General features: G+C 65.8%; 14 protein-coding genes. 3 read left to right on the plus strand and 11 right to left on the minus strand.

Annotated elements, in window-relative coordinates:
- Positions 1–5,862, plus strand: a 5,862-nt coding sequence (locus tag A5688_RS16345; protein ID WP_120312552.1) for a type I polyketide synthase, incomplete at its 5' end; no start/stop codon positions are given.
- Positions 5,863–5,882: 20 nt separating this feature from the next.
- Positions 5,883–8,492, plus strand: a complete 2,610-nt coding sequence (locus A5688_RS16350; RefSeq protein ID WP_067910702.1) for a sugar epimerase family protein — start codon at positions 5,883–5,885, stop codon at positions 8,490–8,492.
- On the opposite strand, the gene A5688_RS16355 is transcribed toward A5688_RS16350, so the two are convergent.
- From A5688_RS16355 to A5688_RS16395, 10 genes are all read right to left on the minus strand, one after another.
- Positions 8,489–9,715 (minus strand): cytochrome P450, encoded by a 1,227-nt coding sequence (locus A5688_RS16355; protein WP_067910699.1) that lies wholly within the window; start codon positions 9,713–9,715, stop codon positions 8,489–8,491. The genes A5688_RS16350 and A5688_RS16355 overlap by 4 nt on opposite strands.
- Positions 9,712–10,899: a cytochrome P450 gene (locus A5688_RS16360; RefSeq protein WP_067910709.1), complete on the minus strand. Its 1,188-nt coding sequence runs from the start codon at positions 10,897–10,899 to the stop codon at positions 9,712–9,714. Before A5688_RS16360 ends, A5688_RS16355 begins: the two co-directional genes overlap by 4 nt.
- 11 nt (positions 10,900–10,910) lie before the next feature.
- Positions 10,911–11,333, minus strand: a complete 423-nt coding sequence (locus tag A5688_RS16365) for a hypothetical protein (RefSeq protein ID WP_067910696.1) — start codon at positions 11,331–11,333, stop codon at positions 10,911–10,913.
- A 19-nt stretch (positions 11,334–11,352) separates the two neighbouring features.
- Positions 11,353–12,405, minus strand: a complete 1,053-nt coding sequence (locus A5688_RS16370) for an NAD(P)H-dependent amine dehydrogenase family protein (protein ID WP_067910693.1) — start codon at positions 12,403–12,405, stop codon at positions 11,353–11,355.
- On the minus strand, positions 12,402–12,842 hold the full coding sequence (locus A5688_RS16375; protein WP_067910690.1) for a hypothetical protein: 441 nt from the start codon (positions 12,840–12,842) through the stop codon (positions 12,402–12,404). Before A5688_RS16375 ends, A5688_RS16370 begins: the two co-directional genes overlap by 4 nt.
- A gap of 21 nt (positions 12,843–12,863) precedes the next feature.
- Entirely contained in the window at positions 12,864–13,559 is a 696-nt protein-coding gene (locus A5688_RS16380) for a hypothetical protein (protein WP_067910686.1), read from the minus strand.
- The gene (locus A5688_RS28340; protein ID WP_011724800.1) at positions 13,556–13,684 is read right to left on the minus strand and encodes a hypothetical protein; all 129 of its coding nucleotides are present in this window, start codon (positions 13,682–13,684) and stop codon (positions 13,556–13,558) included. The genes A5688_RS16380 and A5688_RS28340 overlap by 4 nt, the downstream gene beginning before the upstream one ends.
- A 15-nt stretch (positions 13,685–13,699) precedes the next feature.
- On the minus strand, positions 13,700–14,506 hold the full coding sequence (locus A5688_RS16385; protein WP_067910683.1) for a CbbQ/NirQ/NorQ/GpvN family protein: 807 nt from the start codon (positions 14,504–14,506) through the stop codon (positions 13,700–13,702).
- A gap of 22 nt (positions 14,507–14,528) precedes the next feature.
- Positions 14,529–16,052 carry a nitric oxide reductase activation protein NorD gene (locus A5688_RS16390; protein WP_067826561.1) on the minus strand — a complete coding sequence of 508 codons (1,524 nt, stop codon included), beginning with the start codon at positions 16,050–16,052 and terminating at the stop codon, positions 14,529–14,531.
- Between the two features lie 259 nt (positions 16,053–16,311).
- The gene (locus tag A5688_RS16395; RefSeq protein ID WP_207546685.1) at positions 16,312–16,959 is read right to left on the minus strand and encodes a hypothetical protein; all 648 of its coding nucleotides are present in this window, start codon (positions 16,957–16,959) and stop codon (positions 16,312–16,314) included.
- Between the two features lie 397 nt (positions 16,960–17,356).
- On the opposite strand from A5688_RS16395, the gene A5688_RS16400 reads away from it, so the two are divergent.
- Positions 17,357–18,460 (plus strand): NAD(P)H-dependent amine dehydrogenase family protein, encoded by a 1,104-nt coding sequence (locus A5688_RS16400; RefSeq protein ID WP_067910680.1) that lies wholly within the window; start codon positions 17,357–17,359, stop codon positions 18,458–18,460.
- Positions 18,461–18,465: 5 nt separating this feature from the next.
- Here A5688_RS16400 and A5688_RS16405 read toward each other — a convergent pair whose 3' ends face one another.
- Entirely contained in the window at positions 18,466–19,065 is a 600-nt protein-coding gene (locus A5688_RS16405) for a TetR/AcrR family transcriptional regulator (protein WP_067826557.1), read from the minus strand.
- Between the last annotated feature and the right edge of the window lie 78 nt (positions 19,066–19,143).

The raw sequence follows: 19,143 nt of genomic DNA on the forward strand, positions 1-19,143 counted from the left end.
TATGTGCTGGGGCTGGAGGGTCCGGCGGTGTCGGTGGATACCGCGTGTTCGTCGTCGTTGGTGGCGTTGCACATGGCTGTGCAGTCGCTGCGCTCGGGGGAGTGCGACCTGGCCCTGGCCGGCGGCGTCACCGTGAACGCCACCCCCGACATCTTCGTGGAGTTCAGCCGCATGCGCGGGCTGTCCGAGGACGGCCGGTGCAAGGCCTACGCGGGTGCCGCCGACGGCACCGGATTCTCCGAGGGCGGCGGCATGCTCGTTGTGGAGCGCCTCTCGGATGCGCAGCGGCTGGGGCATCCGGTGCTGGCGGTGGTGCGGGGTTCGGCGGTGAACCAGGACGGCGCGTCGAACGGGCTGACCGCGCCGAATGGTCCCTCGCAGCAGCGGGTGGTGCGTGCGGCGCTGGCCAATGCCGGGTTGACGACGGCCGATGTGGACGTCGTCGAGGGGCACGGCACCGGAACGACGTTGGGTGACCCGATCGAGGCGCAGGCCCTGCTGGCCACCTACGGCCAGGATCGCAGCGAGCCGCTGTGGCTGGGGTCGATCAAGTCGAACATGGGCCACACGCAGGCCGCCGCCGGGGTGGCCGGGGTGATCAAGATGGTCCTGGCGATGCGCCACGAGACCTTGCCCGCGACGCTGCACGTTGATGAGCCCAGCCCGCACGTCGACTGGTCGACGGGTTTGGTGTCGTTGCTGACCGAGCCGCGGGCCTGGAAGCCTAAGCCCGGCAACCGTCCGCTCCGGGCGGGGGTGTCGTCGTTCGGCATCAGCGGCACCAACGCGCACGTCATCGTCGAGGGCGTGGCGGCCGAGCCGCCGCGCGTCGTGGACGGTCCCAAGGCGCCGGTGGTTCCGTGGCCGGTGTCGGCGAAATCGCTGTCGGCGTTGAATTCTCAGGCCGCCCGGTTGGCGGCGCACCTGCGCGCCCACCCGGACTTGGACATCGCCGATGTCGGGTGGTCGCTGGCGGGCCGGTCGGCCTTCGAACAGCGGGCCGTGATCGTCGGCAGCGACCGCGACCACCTGCTGGCCGGGCTGGACGAGCTTGCCGGTGACGACCTGGCCGGCTCGATCATTCGCGGCACGGCCACGGCCGGCAAGACGGTCTTCGTCTTCCCGGGCCAGGGCTCCCAAACGCTGGGCATGGGCATGGGATTGCACGCCGGCTACCCGGTGTTCGCGGAGGCGTTCAACGCCGTTGTGGCTCAACTGGATCAACACCTGCTTCGCCCGCTGCGCGAGGTGATGTGGGGACACGACGAAAACCTGCTGAACAGCACCGAATTCGCGCAGCCCGCGCTGTTCGCCGTGGAAGTCGCGTTGTTCCGGCTGCTCGAGTCCTGGGGTGTGCGGCCCGACTTCGTGATGGGCCACTCGATCGGAGAGCTGGCGGCCGCGCACGTCGCCGGTGTGCTGTCGCTGGAGCACGCCGCGGTGCTGGTGGCGGCCCGGGGTCGCTTCATGCAGGCGCTGCCCGAAGGCGGCGCGATGGTCGCAGTGCAGGCCACCGAAGAAGAGGTGCGGGCCCAGCTGACGTCCTCCGACGAGGCCGTCGTGGGCATCGCCGCGGTCAACGGGCCCACCTCGGTGGTGATTTCGGGCGCCCATGACGCAGTGGCCGCGGTGGCCGATCAATTCCGCGCCGACGGCCACCGCGTCCATCAGCTGTCCGTGTCGCACGCTTTTCACTCCCCATTGATGGATCCGATGATCGACGAGTTCGGCACCGTCGCTGCCGGATTGGCCATCGGCAAGCCCTCCATCCCAATCATGTCCAACCTGACGGGACAGCCGGCCGGGGACGACTTCGCCTCGGCGGCGTACTGGAAGCGGCACGTGCGCGAGGCGGTGCGGTTCGCCGACAGCGTGCGTTTCGTGCACTCGGCCGGCGGGAACCGGTTCCTCGAAGTCGGGCCGAGCAGCGGTTTGACGGCGTCGATCGAAGAATCGCTGGCTTCCGATTCCCCGGTGACCACGATGTCCGCCCTGCGCAAGGACCGACCCGAGCCGGTCGCCCTGATCAACGCCATCGCGCAGGGATTCGTCGCCGGGATGGATGTGGATTGGCACGGCGCGATGGGCGACGCACACCTCGTCGAGCTGCCCACGTATGCCTTTGACCGGCGACGCTTTTGGCTTGCCGCCGACGGTGCCCCGGCCGACGCCGCCGGCCTGGGCCTGGCCGCCGGTGAGCACGCCCTGCTGGGTGCGGTGGTGGAACTGCCGGCGTCCGGCGGGGTGGTGCTGACCGGCCGGCTGTCGCCCAGCACGCAGGGCTGGTTGTCCGATCATGCCGTCGGCGGTGTCGTGCTGTTCCCCGGCGCGGGGTTTGTCGAGTTGGCCATCCGCGCCGGCGACGAGGTGGGCTGTGGGGTCGTCGACGAGCTGAATCTCGCGGCGCCGCTGGTGTTGCCCGCCGGTGGATCGGTCGCGGTTCAGGTCGTGGTCGGCGGGCCGGACGATGCGGGTGCCCGTGCGGTGTCGGTGTTTTCGCGGGCCGAAGCCGGCTCGGGCTGGTCGTTGCATGCCGAGGGTGCGCTGCGGGCGGGGTCGGTGCAGCCGAGCGCGGATCTGTCGGCGTGGCCGCCGGTGGGCGCGGTGCCGGTCGATGTCGGCGACGGGTACGAGCAACTGGCCGAGCGCGGTTACGGTTACGGTCCCGCGTTCCGCGGCCTGACGTCGATGTGGCGCCGCGGTGACGAAGTGTTCGCCGAAGTGTCGCTGCCCGCCGACGCGGGGGTTTCGCCGGCCGGGTTCGGTGTCCACCCGGCGATGCTCGACGCGGCGCTGCACGCGGTCATGTTGGCCTCCGACAGCACAGAACTCCCCGACGGCTCGATGCTGGTCCCGTTCTCCTGGCAGCGGGTGTCGCTGCACGCCGCGGGTGCGGGGGCGGTGCGCGCGAGGATCGTGCCGGTCGGCCCGTCGGCGGTGTCGATCGAATTGGCCGACGGGCTGGGACTGCCGGTGCTCTCGGTGGCGTCGATGGTGGCCCGTCCGGTGACCGATAAGCAGCTGCTGGCCGCGGTGTCGAATTCGGGACCGGACCGGCTTTTCGAGGTCATCTGGTCCGCTCAGCCGTCGTCGGCGGTGCCGCCGGTATCGGTATCCGCTTGGGGTGCACCGGAATCGGATGACACCGACGCTGAGCGGTCGGCGGTGCTGTTCGAATCGCGGCCGGTGTCCGGCGATGTGATCACCGAGGTGTACGCGGCGACGCGGGCGGTGCTGCCCGTGCTGCAGTCCTGGTTGTCCCGCGACGGCGCCGGAACCCTGGTGGTGGCGACCCGGGGCGCCATGACGCTGCCGGGCGAGGACGTCACCGACCTGGCCGGTGCGGCGGTGTGGGGGCTGGTGCGCTCGGCGCAGACCGAGCACCCCGGACGAATCGTGCTCGTCGACAAGGATGCGGCGCTGGATTCCGAGGCGATAGCGGCGGTTCTGGCACTCGGCGAGCCGCAGGCCATCCTGCGCAAGGGGACGGTCTACACCGCGCGGGTGCTCGGCAGCCGCGCCGTCGGCGGCCTCCTGCTGCCGCCCGACGAGGGTCCCTGGCGCCTTGGCATGAGCAGCTATGGAACGATCGAGAATCTGCGCATAGAGCGCATTCCCGACGCCGATGCGCCGTTGGGCCCCGGTCAGGTGCGGGTTGCGCTGTCGGCCATCGCGGCCAACTTCCGCGACGTCATGATCGCGTTGGGCCTCTATCCCGACCCCGAGGCGATCATGGGCATCGAAGCCTCCGGCGTGGTTGTCGAAACCGCCTCGCAGGACGGGCGTTTCGCCACCGGCGACCGCGTGATGGGGCTGTTCCCGGACGGGACCGGAACCATCGCCAAGACCGACGAGCGCCTGCTCGTCAAGGTGCCCGACGGATGGTCGCACACCGCCGCCGCGACGGCGTCGGTCGTCTTCGCCACGGCGAACTACGCGCTGGTCGACCTGGCCCGCGCCGAGCCCGGTCAGCGGGTGCTGGTGCACGCCGCGGCCGGTGGCGTCGGAATGGCCGCGGTCCAGCTGGCCCGCCACATCGGTCTGGAGGTGTTCGCGACCGCGAGCCGCGGCAAGTGGGACACGCTGCGGGACATGGGCTTCGACGACGACCACATCGCTGACTCGCGCAGCCTGGAATTCGAGGGCAAGTTCCGGGCGGTCACCGGTGGGCGCGCGATGGATATCGTCCTCGACTCGCTGTCCGGTGATTTCGTCGACGCCTCCCTGCGCTTGATGGCCCCCGGCGGGGTCTTCTTGGAGATGGGCAAGACCGACATCCGCGACCCCGAGGTCGTCGCCCGGGACCACTCAGGTGTGCGTTATCGCGCCTTCGACCTCTTCGAAGCCGGACCGGATCGCATCGCTCAGATGCTCGACGAGCTGGCCGCCATGTTCGGCGAAGACGTGCTACGGCCGTTGCCGGTGACCAGATTCGACGTGCGGCGCGCCCCCGCCGCGCTGCGCTACCTCAGTCAGGCCCGCCACGTCGGCAAGGTCGTGATGACCATGCCCGACGCGTGGACGGCCGGCACGGTGTTGATCACCGGCGCGACCGGCATGGCCGGCTCGGCGGTCGCGCGGCACGTCGTATCCCGCCACGGCGCACGGAATCTGGTGTTGGTCAGCCGGCGCGGTCTGGATGCGCCGGGCGCCGCGGAGCTGGTCGCCGAACTGACCGCGGCCGGTGCGCAGGTGGAGGCGGTGGCCTGTGATGCCGCCGATCGCGAGGCCTTGGCCAAGGTGATCGCCGAGATCCCGATGCAGCATCCGCTGACCGGGGTGATCCACGCCGCCGGGGTCTTGCATGACGCGGTGGTGACCTCTTTGACGCCCGACCGGATCGAATCCGTGTTGCGGTCCAAGGTCGACGCGGCGTGGAACCTGCACGAATTGACCCGCGAGCTGGATGTCGCGGCGTTCGTGATGTTTTCATCGATCGCCGGGCTCGCGGGCGCATCGGGTCAGGCCAACTACGCGGCCGGCAACTCGTTCCTGGACGGGTTGGCCGCCCATCGACGGGCGCACGGGCTGCCGGCGATCTCGCTGGGCTGGGGCCTGTGGGATCAGGCCAGCGCAATGACCGGTGCGTTGGGCGCCGCCGACCGTGCCCGGTTCGGCCGGGACGGGATCGTCGCCATGTCCTCGGACCAGGCACTGGAGCTGATGGACACCGCGCTCATCGTCGATGAGCCATTCATGCTGCCCGCCCACATCGACCTCGCGGCGTTGCGGGTCAAGTTCGACGGGGGCACGTTGCCGCCGATGTTCGTCGATCTGATCAACGCGCCGACCCGGCGCCAGGTCGATGACTCGCTGGCCGCCGCCAAGTCGAAATCGGCTCTGCTGCAACGCCTCGAAGGGCTCCCCGAGGATGAGCAACAAGCGATCCTGCTCGATCTGGTGCGTGCCAACATCGCCACCGTGCTGGGCAGCGCCAGCCCGGAGGCGATCCACCCGGACCGGGCGTTCCAGGAACTCGGTTTCGACTCGCTGACCGCGGTCGAAATGCGCAACCGGCTCAAATCCGCGACCGGGCTCGCACTTTCACCGACGCTGATCTTCGACTACCCGAACTCCGCCGCGCTGGCCGGCTACATGTATCGAGAATTGGTCGGTTCGGCGGACCAACCCGCGGTGGCCGCCGCACCGGGCGAAGCCGAGATTCAGCGGGTCGTCGGGTCGATTCCGGTCAAGCGCCTTCGGCAGGCCGGCGTGTTGGAGCTGTTGCTGGCCTTGGCCAACGAATCGTCCAGCGGCAACGGGCAGCCCGCTGCGCCTGAGGCGACCACGGAGAAGGACATCGCGGACATGGACCTCGACGACCTGCTCAACGCCGCGTTGCTGGACGACGACGGTGAATAGCAAATGAGTGAGGGCTCTTTGTGAGAATCGCGGTCACCGGGGCCAGCGGTGTGCTCGGGCGCGGCCTCGCCGCCCGGCTGCTCAGCGAAGGCCACGATGTCGTCGGGCTCGCGCGCCATCGCCCCGAAAGCTGGTCGAGCGCGGCGGACTTCGCCGCCGCCGACATCCGTGACGCCGACGCCGTCAAGCGCGCCCTGGCCGGCGCGGACGTCGTCGCGCACTGCGCGTGGGCGAGGAGTCCCGGTAACGACCGCGTCAGCCGGCAGGTCAACATCGGGGGCACCCGCAACGTGCTCGCGGCCATGGCCGAGACCGGGGCCGGGCGGATCGTTTTCGGGTCGTCGGCACATGTCTACGGCCCGGGTGACACGTTGAAGACCGAGCACGACGCGATAACCCCGGCCAGTGTCGAGGGCCACCATCAGGCCGAGGTCGAACGCATGCTTGAGGATTCGAACTTGGAATGGGTCGCGATCCGTACCGCGTTGATCCTCGGCCGGGGCGTCGACAACTGGGTGCGCCGGCTGTTCGCGTCACCGGTATTCCTCGACGGGCCGGCCGACCGGCCCATGCAGGTTGTCCACCTCGACGATGCGCTTCGGCTTTTCAACCGCGCGATCACAGACGCCGAAATAACCGGCGGTCCAATCAATCTCGCTGCCCGCGGTGAGCCGACATTCGGCCAGATCACCGGCGTGCTCGGACGCCCGGTCGTGCGGTTGGGCTTCGGTGGGGCCGAGTTGCAACGGGTGCACAGCGCCCCGCTCATGGACATTTCGCGGTTGGCCGAGGACTGGGGATTCCGACCGGCCTGGCAGGCCGGCGAATGCATCGACGATTTCGCGCTGGCGGTGCGCGGTCGGGTGACGGTGGGCAGCCGGGTCTTGTCGCTGCCCTGGCGGATGGCCAGTATCGGAGACCTGCCTTCGGTCGATGCGCCGACAGAGGACGGGGTGAAGCCCAATTGGGCTGGGCCGGTTGGGGATAATGGGGAATTCGACACCCCGATAGATCCGCGGTTTCCCACCTTTCTGGCCACCAATCTGTCGGAGGCGCTGCCGGGTCCGTTCTCTCCGGCGTCGGCCTCGGTGACCGTGCGCGGGCTGCGCGCCGGCGGTGTGGCCATTGCCGAGCGGTTGCGGCCCGGCGGGATCATCCAGCGTGAAATCGCCACGCGCACGGTCGCCGTGTTCGCCCACCGCCTCTACGGGGCCATCACGTCGGCGCATTTCATGGCCGAAACCGTGCCGTTCGCCAAGCCCTCGACGATCGTCAGCAACAGCGGGTTCTTCGGACCCAGCATGGCGTCCCTGCCGATCTTCGGTGCGGAACGTCCGCACTCCGAAACCGGCCGCATCCGAAGGCAACTGCGGACCGTTCGCAATATCGGCGTTTTCGGCGTCAACCTGATCGGTCTGTCCGCCGGCTCGGCCAAAGACACCCGCGAGCACGTCGCCGACGTCGATCGCCTGGAACGCCTGGCCGGCGACGACGTCACGTTGCTCGACGATCGTCGGCTACTCAGCCTCATCTCGCTGGCGCGCGACGATGTCGTGCACGGCTGGGTGCTCGCGTCGGCGTCGTTCATGCTGTGCGCCGCGTTCAACGTCTTGCTGCGCGGTTTGTGTGGGCGAGACACCGCCGCGCCGGCGGGCCCGGAATTGGTCAGCGCCCGCTCGGTCGAGGCGATGCAGCGACTGGTCGTCGCCGCCCAGCGCGACCCGAAAGTGTCGGCGTTGCTTGCGCAACCGGGGGAGCGGTTGGCCAAGCTGGCCGTCGAGGCGCCGTGGTTTCACGCCGCGGTCGTGGCGGAACTGGCGCTGATCGGGCATCGTGGCCCGGCTGAGCTCGAGATGCTGTCCAGCAGCTACGCCGACGATCCCGAGTTGCTCATCCGGATGGTCACCAAGGCGCTGAGCGCCCCGCCGGCCCCGCCGCCGGGGCGGCCGCGGATTCCATTGCGGGCCAAGCCCGTTGCCCAGCTGGCCGGACGACAGTTGCGCGACCGCGAGGTCCGGCGCGACAAGGTGGTGCGGGCCAACTGGGTGCTGCGCAACTTGATGCGCGAGTATGGGCGCAGATTGGTCGAGGCCGGAATCGTCGACACCGCCGATGACGTGTTTTATCTACTCGTCGACGAACTCGATGCACTCCCAGCGGATGTCAGTGGGCTGGTGACCCGGCGGCGGGCGGAACAACGCCGGCTGGCCACCGTCGTTCCACCGACGGTCTTCAGCGGCAGCTGGCAGCCGACCACGACCTCGTCGTCTGCTCTGGCCAGCGGCGACATCATTCGCGGCGTCGGCGTGGGCGGCGGGCGGGTACGCGGCCGGGTGCGTATCGTGCGGCCCGAGACGATCGACGACCTACAGCCCGGCGAAATCCTGGTGGCGGAGGTCACCGACGTCGGCTACACCGCGGCGTTCTGTTATGCCGCCGCCGTGGTGACCGAGCTGGGTGGGCCCATGTCGCACGCCGCCGTGGTCGCCCGCGAATTCGGGTTTCCGTGTGTGGTGGACGTGCAGGGGGCCACCAAGTCGTTGCCGTCGGGCGCCCTGGTGGAGGTCGACGGCACGACGGGCGAGATTCGCGTCGTGGAGCTCGCGGCTGAACACCCGCTGCCGAGCTAGTCGAACTCCATCTCCAAATTGGTGGGCCCGCTCAGTCCCAGCATCGGTTTCCACGGTGACGTTGCCACGCGGCGCGGGTTGGTCATACGCCGGGCAAGGATTTTGAGTGCTCCGGCGAGCTCCACGCGGGCCAGGTTCGCGCCGAGGCAATAGTGGGCGCCGCCACCGAACGTCAAGATGGGTGGCGGGTCGACTCGGGAGACGTCGAACAATTCCGGGTGGGGATAGACCTCTGGATCGCAGTTGGCCGCATAGGTATTCACCGAGATGAAGGTGCCGGCCGGAAACGTGTAACCGGCGAAGGTGACATCGTCGAGGACCGTGCGGAGCGTGGCGCATACCGCCGGAGAATGGCGCATGCATTCTTCGACGGCGCGCATCGCGAGGTCGGGATTGTCGCGGAGCAACGCCAGCTGGCCGGGATGGTCACACAGCGCGTGCATGGACGCGGCCAGTTGATTGCGGGTGGTGTCCGTGCCGGCGCTCAGGATGCTGAACGCCAGCATGCGCATCTCCGCGTTGCTGAGCCGGTCGCCGCCGTCCTGGGCGCGGATCAATTCGGAGATCAGGTCGTCGGTCAATCGGCTCCGCCGCTCGGCGATCATGTCGTCGATGTATGCGTCGAACTCATCCCACGCCCGCATCACAACGTCTTGCTCGTTGACGAGGTCGGAGTCGAACCTCACGATCTTGAATATGTCCTCCGCCCATAGGGAGAACTGCTCCCAGTCTTGGGGAGCGGCGCCCAACAGCGCGCAGATGATCGGGATCGGGTAGGGCCGGGCGATGTCGGTGACGAAGTCACATCGGCCAACTGGGGCGACCCGATCGATCAACTCGTTGATCACCGCGTCGATGGTGTCTTCCATGCGCCCGGATGCCCGCGGCGTGAAAGCCTTTGACACCAGACCGCGTAACCGCCGATGCTCGTCGCCTTCCATGCCCAGGATGGTGCCCAGCACCCTGTCGTAGAGCGGACCGGACGTGATCCCGCGGGCCGTCATGTGCATGCCCGGCGGGAACACGAATCGGGGGTCACGGAGAATGCCGCGGGCGAGCTCGTAGCCCAGCACCTCGGGTCCCAGCGGCCCGATCGCGATCGGCGACCGCTTGCGCGCCTCGTGGATGCGTGGGGCGACGTCGTGCACGGTTTCGGTGATGTCGTAGTCCAGCGCCGGGAGTCCGGCATCGAAGACGCTGGGGGCTGTCGTGTCGACGGTCATGACGCCTCTGCTGTCAGGATCCGCAGCGGCAAGAGCGGCAGCGTGCAGGTTGGGGACGGCCAGGTGATCTCGGGCCGGTAGCCCGGCGCAAGTTCGAAATGCGTCATCCGGGTTAACCATTCGGTCACGACGACGTTCATTTCCATCCGGGCCAGATGCGAACCCACGCAGCGGTGCGGGCCGCCACCGAAGCCCCAGTGCTTGTGCACCTTGCCGTCCATCACCAGCTCGTCACCGGATATCGCGTCGCTGCCGTCCCGGTTGATCGCGCCCAGGCAGAGGCGCACCCGAGAGCCGGCCGGCAGTGTGATGCCCGCGATCGTCACTTCTTCGGTGGTCACCCGTGGGACGACCGGCGCCGACGACTCCAGGCGGACGATCTCCTCGACGAAAACGCCGATCTGGTCCGGCTTTTCCCGCAGTCGCGTGCACAGTTCGGGCCGGCGTGCCAGTTCGAGCATGGCCGCCCCGATGGCCGAGGTGACGGTGTCCAGGCCAGCGAGGACGAAGAAGAACGCCATTCCGAGGGCCTCGTCGTCGGTGAGCCCGTCGTCGCCGGCGAGCACCTGCGAAAGAACATCGTCGCCGGGATTGCGCCGGTGCTCGGCGACGGCCTCGGTAAGGTAGGCGAACAGTTCCAGTGCCGGTGTCAGGTCTGGGGTTTCACCGGCCGCGTTCGGAATGCTCAGCTCGATGATGGCGTCCTTCCACCCGATCAGCCGCTCGCGATCCCGCAGCGGCAGGCCGAACAGGGTCAGGAACACCTGTGACGGGTAGGGCGTCGCAAGGTCGGCCATCACCTCACACTCGTCGCGCCGCGCGATCGAGTCGATGATGTCGATCGCCTGCGCCTGAATCGACGGCAGGATCGCGGCGAGGGCATGCGGACTGAAGAACGGCTGCAGAATCTTCCGGAACCGGGTGTGCTCAGGGGGATCGAACGCCGCCGGCACCAGCGGAAGCGGGCTGCCGACCACCTCGAACGCCTTCTTGGACGAGAACACGTTCGGGTTGCGCAGCGCCGCGAGTACATCTTCGCGACGGGTCAGCGCGTACCACCCGTCGCTGAGAACCACCGGGCCGGCTTCCCGCAACGTGGCCCAGCCGACACCCCGGTCGAGGGACATCGGCAGATCGTTCAAGTCGAGCTCCGGAATCCCCTGCGGGTCAACAATTTCAGCCATGTCTTCTCCGATCACGGGATATTGGTCGTCAGAAACGTCAGCGGCAGGCCGAGGATCGACAGGTCGCTTTCGTCGAGATAGATGCCCTCGCCCTCGAAACGCTGCCGGAATCGCGTTGCCGCGCCGTAGCGTTCGGCGACGGCGTCGGCCGTCTCGGCCGCCGGTACTCCGATCACCACGGTGTATACCCCGTCTCCGTGACGCTTGAGGAACTCATTCACCGAGCTGGCCACCTCCCCGGTCGACCCCGGGATCGGGCTGATCAGTTCGATGCCTCGATTCCAGTCGAGGTGAATGTCCAGGCCGAGTTCGGCCAGTTGCAAAGGGTCGAAGACGAATCCCAGATCGCTGAACATTTGTGTCGTCTTGGCGTGCCGCTCCGGTGCGACGGCGAACACGACGTGATGCAGCGAGGGTTCTTGTTTTGCAGTCATGGGCGGACCGGCTTTCTTATCAACTGATTTTCAGGACCCCGCGCGGAAGTAGCAGCGGCAGGTCGTTGTAGGTGGCGATGCCGGGCGGAGCGGCGACGACGGCGGGTATCGCGTTGATCGCCGGCATCGCGGTGATGGTGAGCCCCAACATGATGTAGTCGTCCAGTGTCTCGCCGTGAAAGTCTGGCGGCGGAAGGAAGCTCAGTGTGGTCTTAATCGTCGGTTGGCCTTGTACCTCAATTGTGTAGCCCATGTCCAACGGCCAATCCGGATCCAGCGTTTGACCCTTGCGCCACCGGCCGCGGATCTCGATGATTTCGCGGCCGCCGACAATTCCCTTCCAGCGGACGTCTACGCCGGCGACACACCCCTTTGCAATCGTCCACTCGCCGGGAAGGTAGAGGTCCTCGGTGGTTTGGGCGTATTCGACTTCGCAGCGCACATCGTCGAGCTCGGCGCCCAGGGCATCGGCGAGCAACAGAACCGCGTCGCGGAAGATGCCGGCGCCCTTCTCTGTGATGGCCGGCAGATCCGGATGATCGATGGGATAGCCGAACCCCATGGGTATTTCGGTTGCGGGCGAGTTGTAGATCGTGGTGTCAGCGGATTCCAGCATTGACACTTTGTCCACCCGGTCCGACAGGCCTGCCGAGACGATGGCGAAGAGCTGGATGAAACCGGGGTTGATGCCGCTGCCGAAGATGGTCGACCCACCCTGGTCGCACGCCTCGGCGATGCGATCACGTCCCGGACCCAGGAAGTGACCGGTGACGAACCCGGCCGTGCCCACCACGTTGATGCCCGCACCGAGAATGCGAACCAGCTCGTCGACGTCGGCGAACATCGGGTTGTAGACCACACAGTCTGGCTTGAGCGCGAGCAGCGCGTCAATGTCATTGGTGGCCTTAACATCGAGGGGCTCGATCCCGCACAGTTCGCCGACATCGCGGCCGACCTTCTCGGGCGACCACGCGTAACATCCAACGAGCTCCAGTGTGGGGTTTCTGGCTATCGCCCGCACCGCACTCTTGCCGACGTTACCGGTCGTCCACTGAACGACCCGATAACTCACGGGTGCGGCGCCGCGTGCTGTTGGGCCGCCTGGCGAGCGAGCCGTTCGTCGTGGATCCTGACCAATTCACGGAACCCAAGCCGGTGGTACTTCGGTATCGGCTGTATGCCCCACACGTCTTGCGCGGTCGCCTTACCTTCAGCGCCCTCGGGCGGCCCGAAGGGTGGGTAGGGGTACTTGCACTCCAAGGTGTCGTTGGAGTATCTGATCTTCAGCAGCTCACTGCAGATCTGGGTGAGGCTCAGCGTCGGGTATCCGTAGTAGACGGCCATGAACGGCAAGGTGAATGCACCTTCGATGACCAGTGCCACCAGACACACCAGCACCGCCCTTTTGATCCACTTGTGCATTCGCGCGTAGTACGGCGTGGTCCCCGGCTCGAGATTCTGAGAATCTTTCGTCGAATCTTTTTCGTCGGTCGGTGTCGGTGCGGTCATGGTGTTGCTCCTTAAACCTGTTCAGTCGGAGAAGATTTCGCGGTTGACGGTGTGCAGATAGGGGATGGCGAGGAACGGGGTGATGTAGAAGATGTCGTAGAGCCACCACCCGATGACGGGGAAGACGACACCGGCGTACCGCACATCGGCGAACATGGTCATGTTGAACACGTAGGCCGACCAGATCACCACGCCCATCCAGCAGGTGACGACCATCCACTGGTGGCCCCACCGCTTCATCTGTAAGAATCCGATCGCCGCGGCCACCCGCATGGAGAACACCGTGAGAATCAGCCCAGCCACATAGGCCTTTTCGCCCGGTCCCGCCGCGCCCCCGATCCACAGTTCGTTGTAATGCCAGAAATAACCGGCGTCGAACATGTTGCCCCAACCGACCATCAGCACGCGGTTGATCAATGTGTGGTTGGCGACCAGATCCAGGGCCCAGCCCAGGCTGTTGAGCATTCCGTCGATCAAGGTCAGATAGCCAATCAGGGTGACGATCATCGGCCGAACGGACAGGCCGGCCCGCAAGGCCTGGCGCTGTAGCCACACCCCACGCATGAAGATGGGGAAACCGATCAGGCCCGGTGCCCACATGCCCATCAACGCAGCGCCGACGATCATCCACTTGTCGGCCCGCCGCTGAGCTTGGCGGGACTCGTCGTGATGATCCTCGAGGCCGGCCGAACTCGATTGTGCGGCAGACAGGGTCACAGATCCCACCACCCTCGGGCGAACGACATGTACAGCTGGACGCCGAACATCGCCAGCAGGTAGCCGTAGATGAAGATTTGGAAGACGATGAGCGCCCTCTTGCGCTTCTGCTCCTGTCGGTCCATGCCGATTGCTCCTTTCTAAGATCTGCTCGATGCGGATGTGTCCGAGTTCCCCAGGCTGGCCGCCGCGACTTCACGCAGACCGTCGGTGACCGCGCCGTCGGTGCTCAGCGGCGCGAGTATGCACGCGTCGGCCGCATCCAATTCAGTTGCGCCGGCGGCGATCAACTGGGTCGCGGTGACCAGCACCCTGGTCGACGGCGGCTCGAAGTGGAAGGCTTGGTCGGCGGTGCGGATCGCGACCGCGCATCCGACGAGCCGCCGGGCGGTGGCCAACGGTATTCCGGATTCGGCGACGATCACCTCTGCCTCGCGGTCCGGCGGCAAATAGTCCATCGCCAGCGTGGCGAACCGCTGGCGGAACGAGGGTTTGAGCTCCTTGAGCGAGCTGCGATACGCGGGGTTGTACGAGCACACCAGCATGAACTCGTCTGGTGCCTTCACGACCTCGCCGGCCCGGTCGAGGTAGAGCGAGCGCCGGTGATCGGTGAGCGAATGCAGGATCGCCAGTGAGTCGTGGCGGGCCTCGACGACTTCGTCCAGGTAGCAGATCGCGCCGGCCTTGACGGCCCGGGTCAGCGGACCATCGGTCCAGACCACATCGCCGCCCGTCACCATGAAGCGGCCGACGAGGTCGGAGCTAGTGAGATCATCGTGACAACTGATCGTGACCACTGGCCGCTGCAACAGTGAGCCCATGTGTTCGACGAATCGGGTCTTGCCGCACCCGGTCGGGCCGGTCAGCATCACCGGGATGCGTCGGTGGAAGGCCTGCTCGAACAGCTGAACTTCGTTGCCGTTAGCGAAATATGTCTCGGTGGTCATCTCTTCCTCAGATGGTCGGCGGTCACGCTGCGACCAGTTCACGATGGACATGGGCCAGTACCCGGGGCAGCTCCTCTATGCGCCGGATCCGCTGCGACCGGCGGGGCCCGAACACCTCGGGGAGGGGATCGACCCGCGTCGGCCCCACGCCCACGTAGTACATCGACACCCCCGCCTCGTTCGCCTCCTCGACGGCGTGCGCGGCATCGGCCCAGGCGTAACGGCCCTCGTAACCTTCGTCGGAGATGAGCCCGTCGCCGATGATGATCAGCAGGCGGCGCTCGGATGGCTGGGCCAGCAGCCGACTTGTCAGATGACGAAGTGGCGCGCCGAGTCTGGTGTAACCGCGAGTGGACAGGCCCAGCCCGCTGGGCGGTACGAACCGGCGGTCTTCGAAATCCTTCAGGCATCGCACTTCGACACGATGACGAGTGTTGCCGGTGAAGACGAAAACACCATGGGGCTCGCGCGCCAGCGTCATGGCACGCGAAAGCGCATCAGCACACGATAATTCGAGCTGGAAAACCCGGCCGCCATGCACTCCCAACGACGAACTGCCGTCGAGCAGCAAGGCTGTGGTGACGTCGCGGCTGCTGGGCAGCAGCTCACGAAATACCCTCGGCTCCTTGGCTTCGCCGGTAGACAGGTCAATATAGTGGTTGACGTATTGGTCGACATCGAGGTCGGAGCCGTCCTCGAGGCGGTTGGTCATCGCGCGATGGGTGTGTTCCTCGAACCACTTGCGTACGTCGACGGCCACCGGAACGGGGCCGCGGATGCGCCGGCCGTCGGCATGCTCGATGACGGCGACGTGGTCGTGCATGAATCGCTGCGTCCACATGTTCCATTCGGGATAGGGGATCCCGGGCCGGTGTTCCGGTGTGACGTCGAGATCGTTGTCCTGGGGCCGGCTCGGTGGTGGCAGGTTGGGATTGCGGACGCCGCCGTCGCCGCCGACGGGAACCGAGTACGGCCGTGGAATGCGCTTCTGCGTCGTCGTCCAGGGCATCCGGCCGAAGCTGCGCCGCAACTTATCGGTCAATCCGTGCGGCGCCGTGTAGGCGAGAGGCAACGTGCCCAGCAGCGGATGAATCGTCAGTGCCTTGCCGGTGGCCGCCAAAGCGATTGCCCGGTTGAGCATCTCGGCGCCATCCATGTCGCCGGGTTCGGTTCCGAAGTCGGGGAGTGCTCGTTGAATCTCGGGTAACAGCCCGGGCCACCGCGATGCTATCCAGCCGAGGGCGACGCCGGCCTCGACAAGGGTGAGCGCACGCAGTTCGCGAGCGGATAGCTCGTTGAGGCGATATTCGATGATGCGTTCTTTCGAGGGCGAACATTGCAGGGCCACACCGCATGTCAGTGTTCTGCGTCTCCAATTGGACGGGTAGGGGACATGAATGAAGGTGAGTGTGGCGTTTAAACCGAAACCCCGCCGGTCGCCCGTGACGAGCCGGACACCTTCGCGGCGTTGCTCGCTGAGCGCGACCGCCGTCACGGCACAACTGCGTTCCAGTGCCATCGCGTAGCCATCGGAAAGTTCAGCCATTGACCGAATCCCGCTTGCTTCGCCTACCCGGTCCGCGGTTCAGAACGTCCCGATGTTGGAGAACAGCCAATACCAAAACCAGATGATCAATCCGGTGCCGCCCCACGCGGCGACGTAGCGAAGGATCTCCCACACATAGCCCACGATTTGACCTCCTCGGTGACGTAGTCAAGTGATACATGCTCAGAACTCGAAACTCTCCTGATGCACCGGGATTGCCCGGCGATCGGCTTGTCGGCTGGATTCTGGGTAGCGCATTTCAGTCGGAGAAGAGTTCGCGGTTGACGGTGTGCAGATAGGGGATGGCGAGGAAGGGGGTGATGTAGAAGATGTCGTAGAGCCACCACCCGACGACGGGCAGCACGACGCCGGCGAAGCGCACGTCGGCGAACATCGTCATGTTGAAGACATAGGTAATCCAGATCACCACACCCATCCAGCAGGTGACGACCATCCACTGATGACCCCAACGCTTCATCTGCAGAAAGCCGATGGCAGCCGCGATTCGCATGGTGAAGACCGTCAGGATGAGACCGACTTCCAAGGCTTTTTCACCGGGGCCGGCCGCACCCCCGACCCATAGCTCGTTGTAGTGCCAGAAGTAACCGGCGTCGAACATGTTGCCCCACCCGTTGAGCAGCACGCGGGCCAGAATGGTGTGGTTTGCCACCAGGTCGAGCGCCCATCCGACGGTGTTGATGGCGGCATCGATGATGACGAGGTAACCGAGCAGTGTGACCAGCATCGGCCGCACAGAGAGGCCGTCGCGTTGAGCGCGGCGCAGCAACCGCACTCCCCAGAGGAACAGCGGCAAGCCGAAGACGCCGAGGGCCGCGGTGCCGATCAAGAGACTGCCCGAGATAAGCCACTTGTCGGCCTGGCGCTGCGCGAGTTGTGAGCGTGCCATGTGCTCGTCGATTGTCAGACTCGGTGAGACAGCACCGCCTGACGCGACCGCCGGGCCGGTGCCGGCTTCGCGTTGGTGCAGCCTCGGCAGATTCATGAGCCCTCCCCGTCATCGACACTGATTGGATCGGTCTTGTGAACTATAACAGGCTGACTACAGTCAGTAGAAGATCTCCACCAGGTTCTCCATGATGTTGGGCCAAACTGCTGCTGCCGCTACAACTTCACCCTATTAGCGCGCAGCACAGCGAGCGGCATTTGCATGCGGCACTGTCCTACGAGCCGCGGTGTCGACAACATTTTACTGACGAAAGTCAGCCCCGAATCGTTGACACACTGTCCGCGGCGCGCCTACGCTGCAGCGAGCATTCAGCCCTTCGGCTATGCAAGGAGTAGCAATGACGCCCAGGTCGCCGGCGGAGAAGAAGTACCGCGTAATCCAGTGGGGCGTAGGCAATGTCGGAACGATTGCGCTCCGTCATTTTGTGCACAACCCGGCCTACGAACTGGTCGGCGTGCTGTGCAATCGTCCGGAGAAGGTAGGCAAGGATGCCGGTGAACTCTGCGGTAAAGCGCCGACCGGTGTACTGGCGACCACCGACAAGGCTGCAATCGAGGCACTGGACGCCGATTGCGTGTTCTATGCACCACTATGGTCTGACCCCGACGAGGTGTGCCGCATACTCCGCGGCGGCAAGAACGTCGTCGCGTCGGGTGGCGCATGGTGGTATCGAACGGAGCATAGCCAGGCGGACATCGACAAGATCGATGCCGCATGCCACCAGGGCGGCACGTCGTTCCATGCGGGTGGTGTCAATCCGGGTTTTGCCGGAGACCTTCTCGTCCTGACGCTGGCCCGAATCGTCAGTCAGATCGACACGATTCACATCTACGAGGTGGTGAATTTCGGGCGGGACACCCTGAAGTACCTGTATGAGATGGGAATGGGGAGCGAACCTGCCGGGTTTGAGGATGGCCCGAATCTGTTGGGGCAAGCATGGCCGTTGTTCGCACAGTCGATGGCAATGGTTGTGGAGGGAATGGGCAAGACAGTCGAAAGATACACGACCGAGGTGGAGCTAGGAACCGCCACGCGCGACATCCCCTTCGAAGGGGGGGAGACCAGCGACATGCCGGGCTTTAGGGGCGTGATCAAGAAGGGCACCGTCGCCCGTCAGCATCACAAATGGACGGCGTGGGTGGACGGTAGGCCCCTCGTCATTTTTCACGAGATATACACAATGGATACCTTCGATGCCATTGAACCGCAGGAGGATTGGCCTCAGCATTACCACTACCGAATAGTAATTGAGGGTGATTCGTCCACGGAGCTGATCTTGCAGGGCGCACAGGACCCGAATGGCGGCTACGCGCTGCCCGGCTACACCTGGACCGCGATGGGCCCCGCGAACGCCATACCCGCCGTCTGCGACGCGCCGCCGGGGTTCATGTCCCACAACGAACTTGGGCTTATGCCGCTGCGTGGCGTCATACGACCCTAGGTCGATCAGGGCATCAAACTTCGCAAGGTCCTTGCGACAAAGTCTTCCAGCAGGGTGTGGCCAGTCGGCCAGTGGTTGGTGGTGATCAACAGGGCATAGAGACCCAGCAAGAAGAACACCGCGCTGTTCATGGCATTGACGTGGGAATCCGTCTCGCCGCGTTCTTGAGCCAGCGCGATCTCCTGGGCGACCAAGACGATCAGGGGGTGATCCCTGCCGTCTTCGGTCTGCGGACGGGTCTGCGAGAAGTGCAGCGCGAGAAAGTCATTGAAGAGCAGATCACCCAGTCTGCGTTCCAACCCAACCACCAGGCGGACCGCCTCATTCAATGCGGAGACAAGATCGTGCTTGGACTTCAAGAAGTGCGCGAACTGTTTGGCGATGCGGTCCTCTTCGCGGCGCTCGAGCTCCAGCAGCACATGCTCCTTGGTGGGGAAGTGGAAGAAGAAGGTCCCGTGGGCGACACCCGCTGCGGCCACAATGGCACCGACATCGGCCTCGGCCATCCCAGCGCGGGCGAACTCCGCGATCGCGGCGCCCATCAATCGCTCCCTCGTCTGCAGGCGCTTAGCTTCTCGTGCCGACAGCCTATCCGTCACAGCCATTTTCTTCCTAACAGTTGACCTGACTCATGTAAGAGCTTCGAGGCTGACTTGACCATTATGCCGTGTCGTGGCCGAAAA

Origin of the sequence: Mycobacterium mantenii (genome assembly GCF_001667865.1) — a bacterium.
GTDB classification, from domain to species: Bacteria; Actinomycetota; Actinomycetes; order Mycobacteriales; family Mycobacteriaceae; genus Mycobacterium; species Mycobacterium mantenii_A.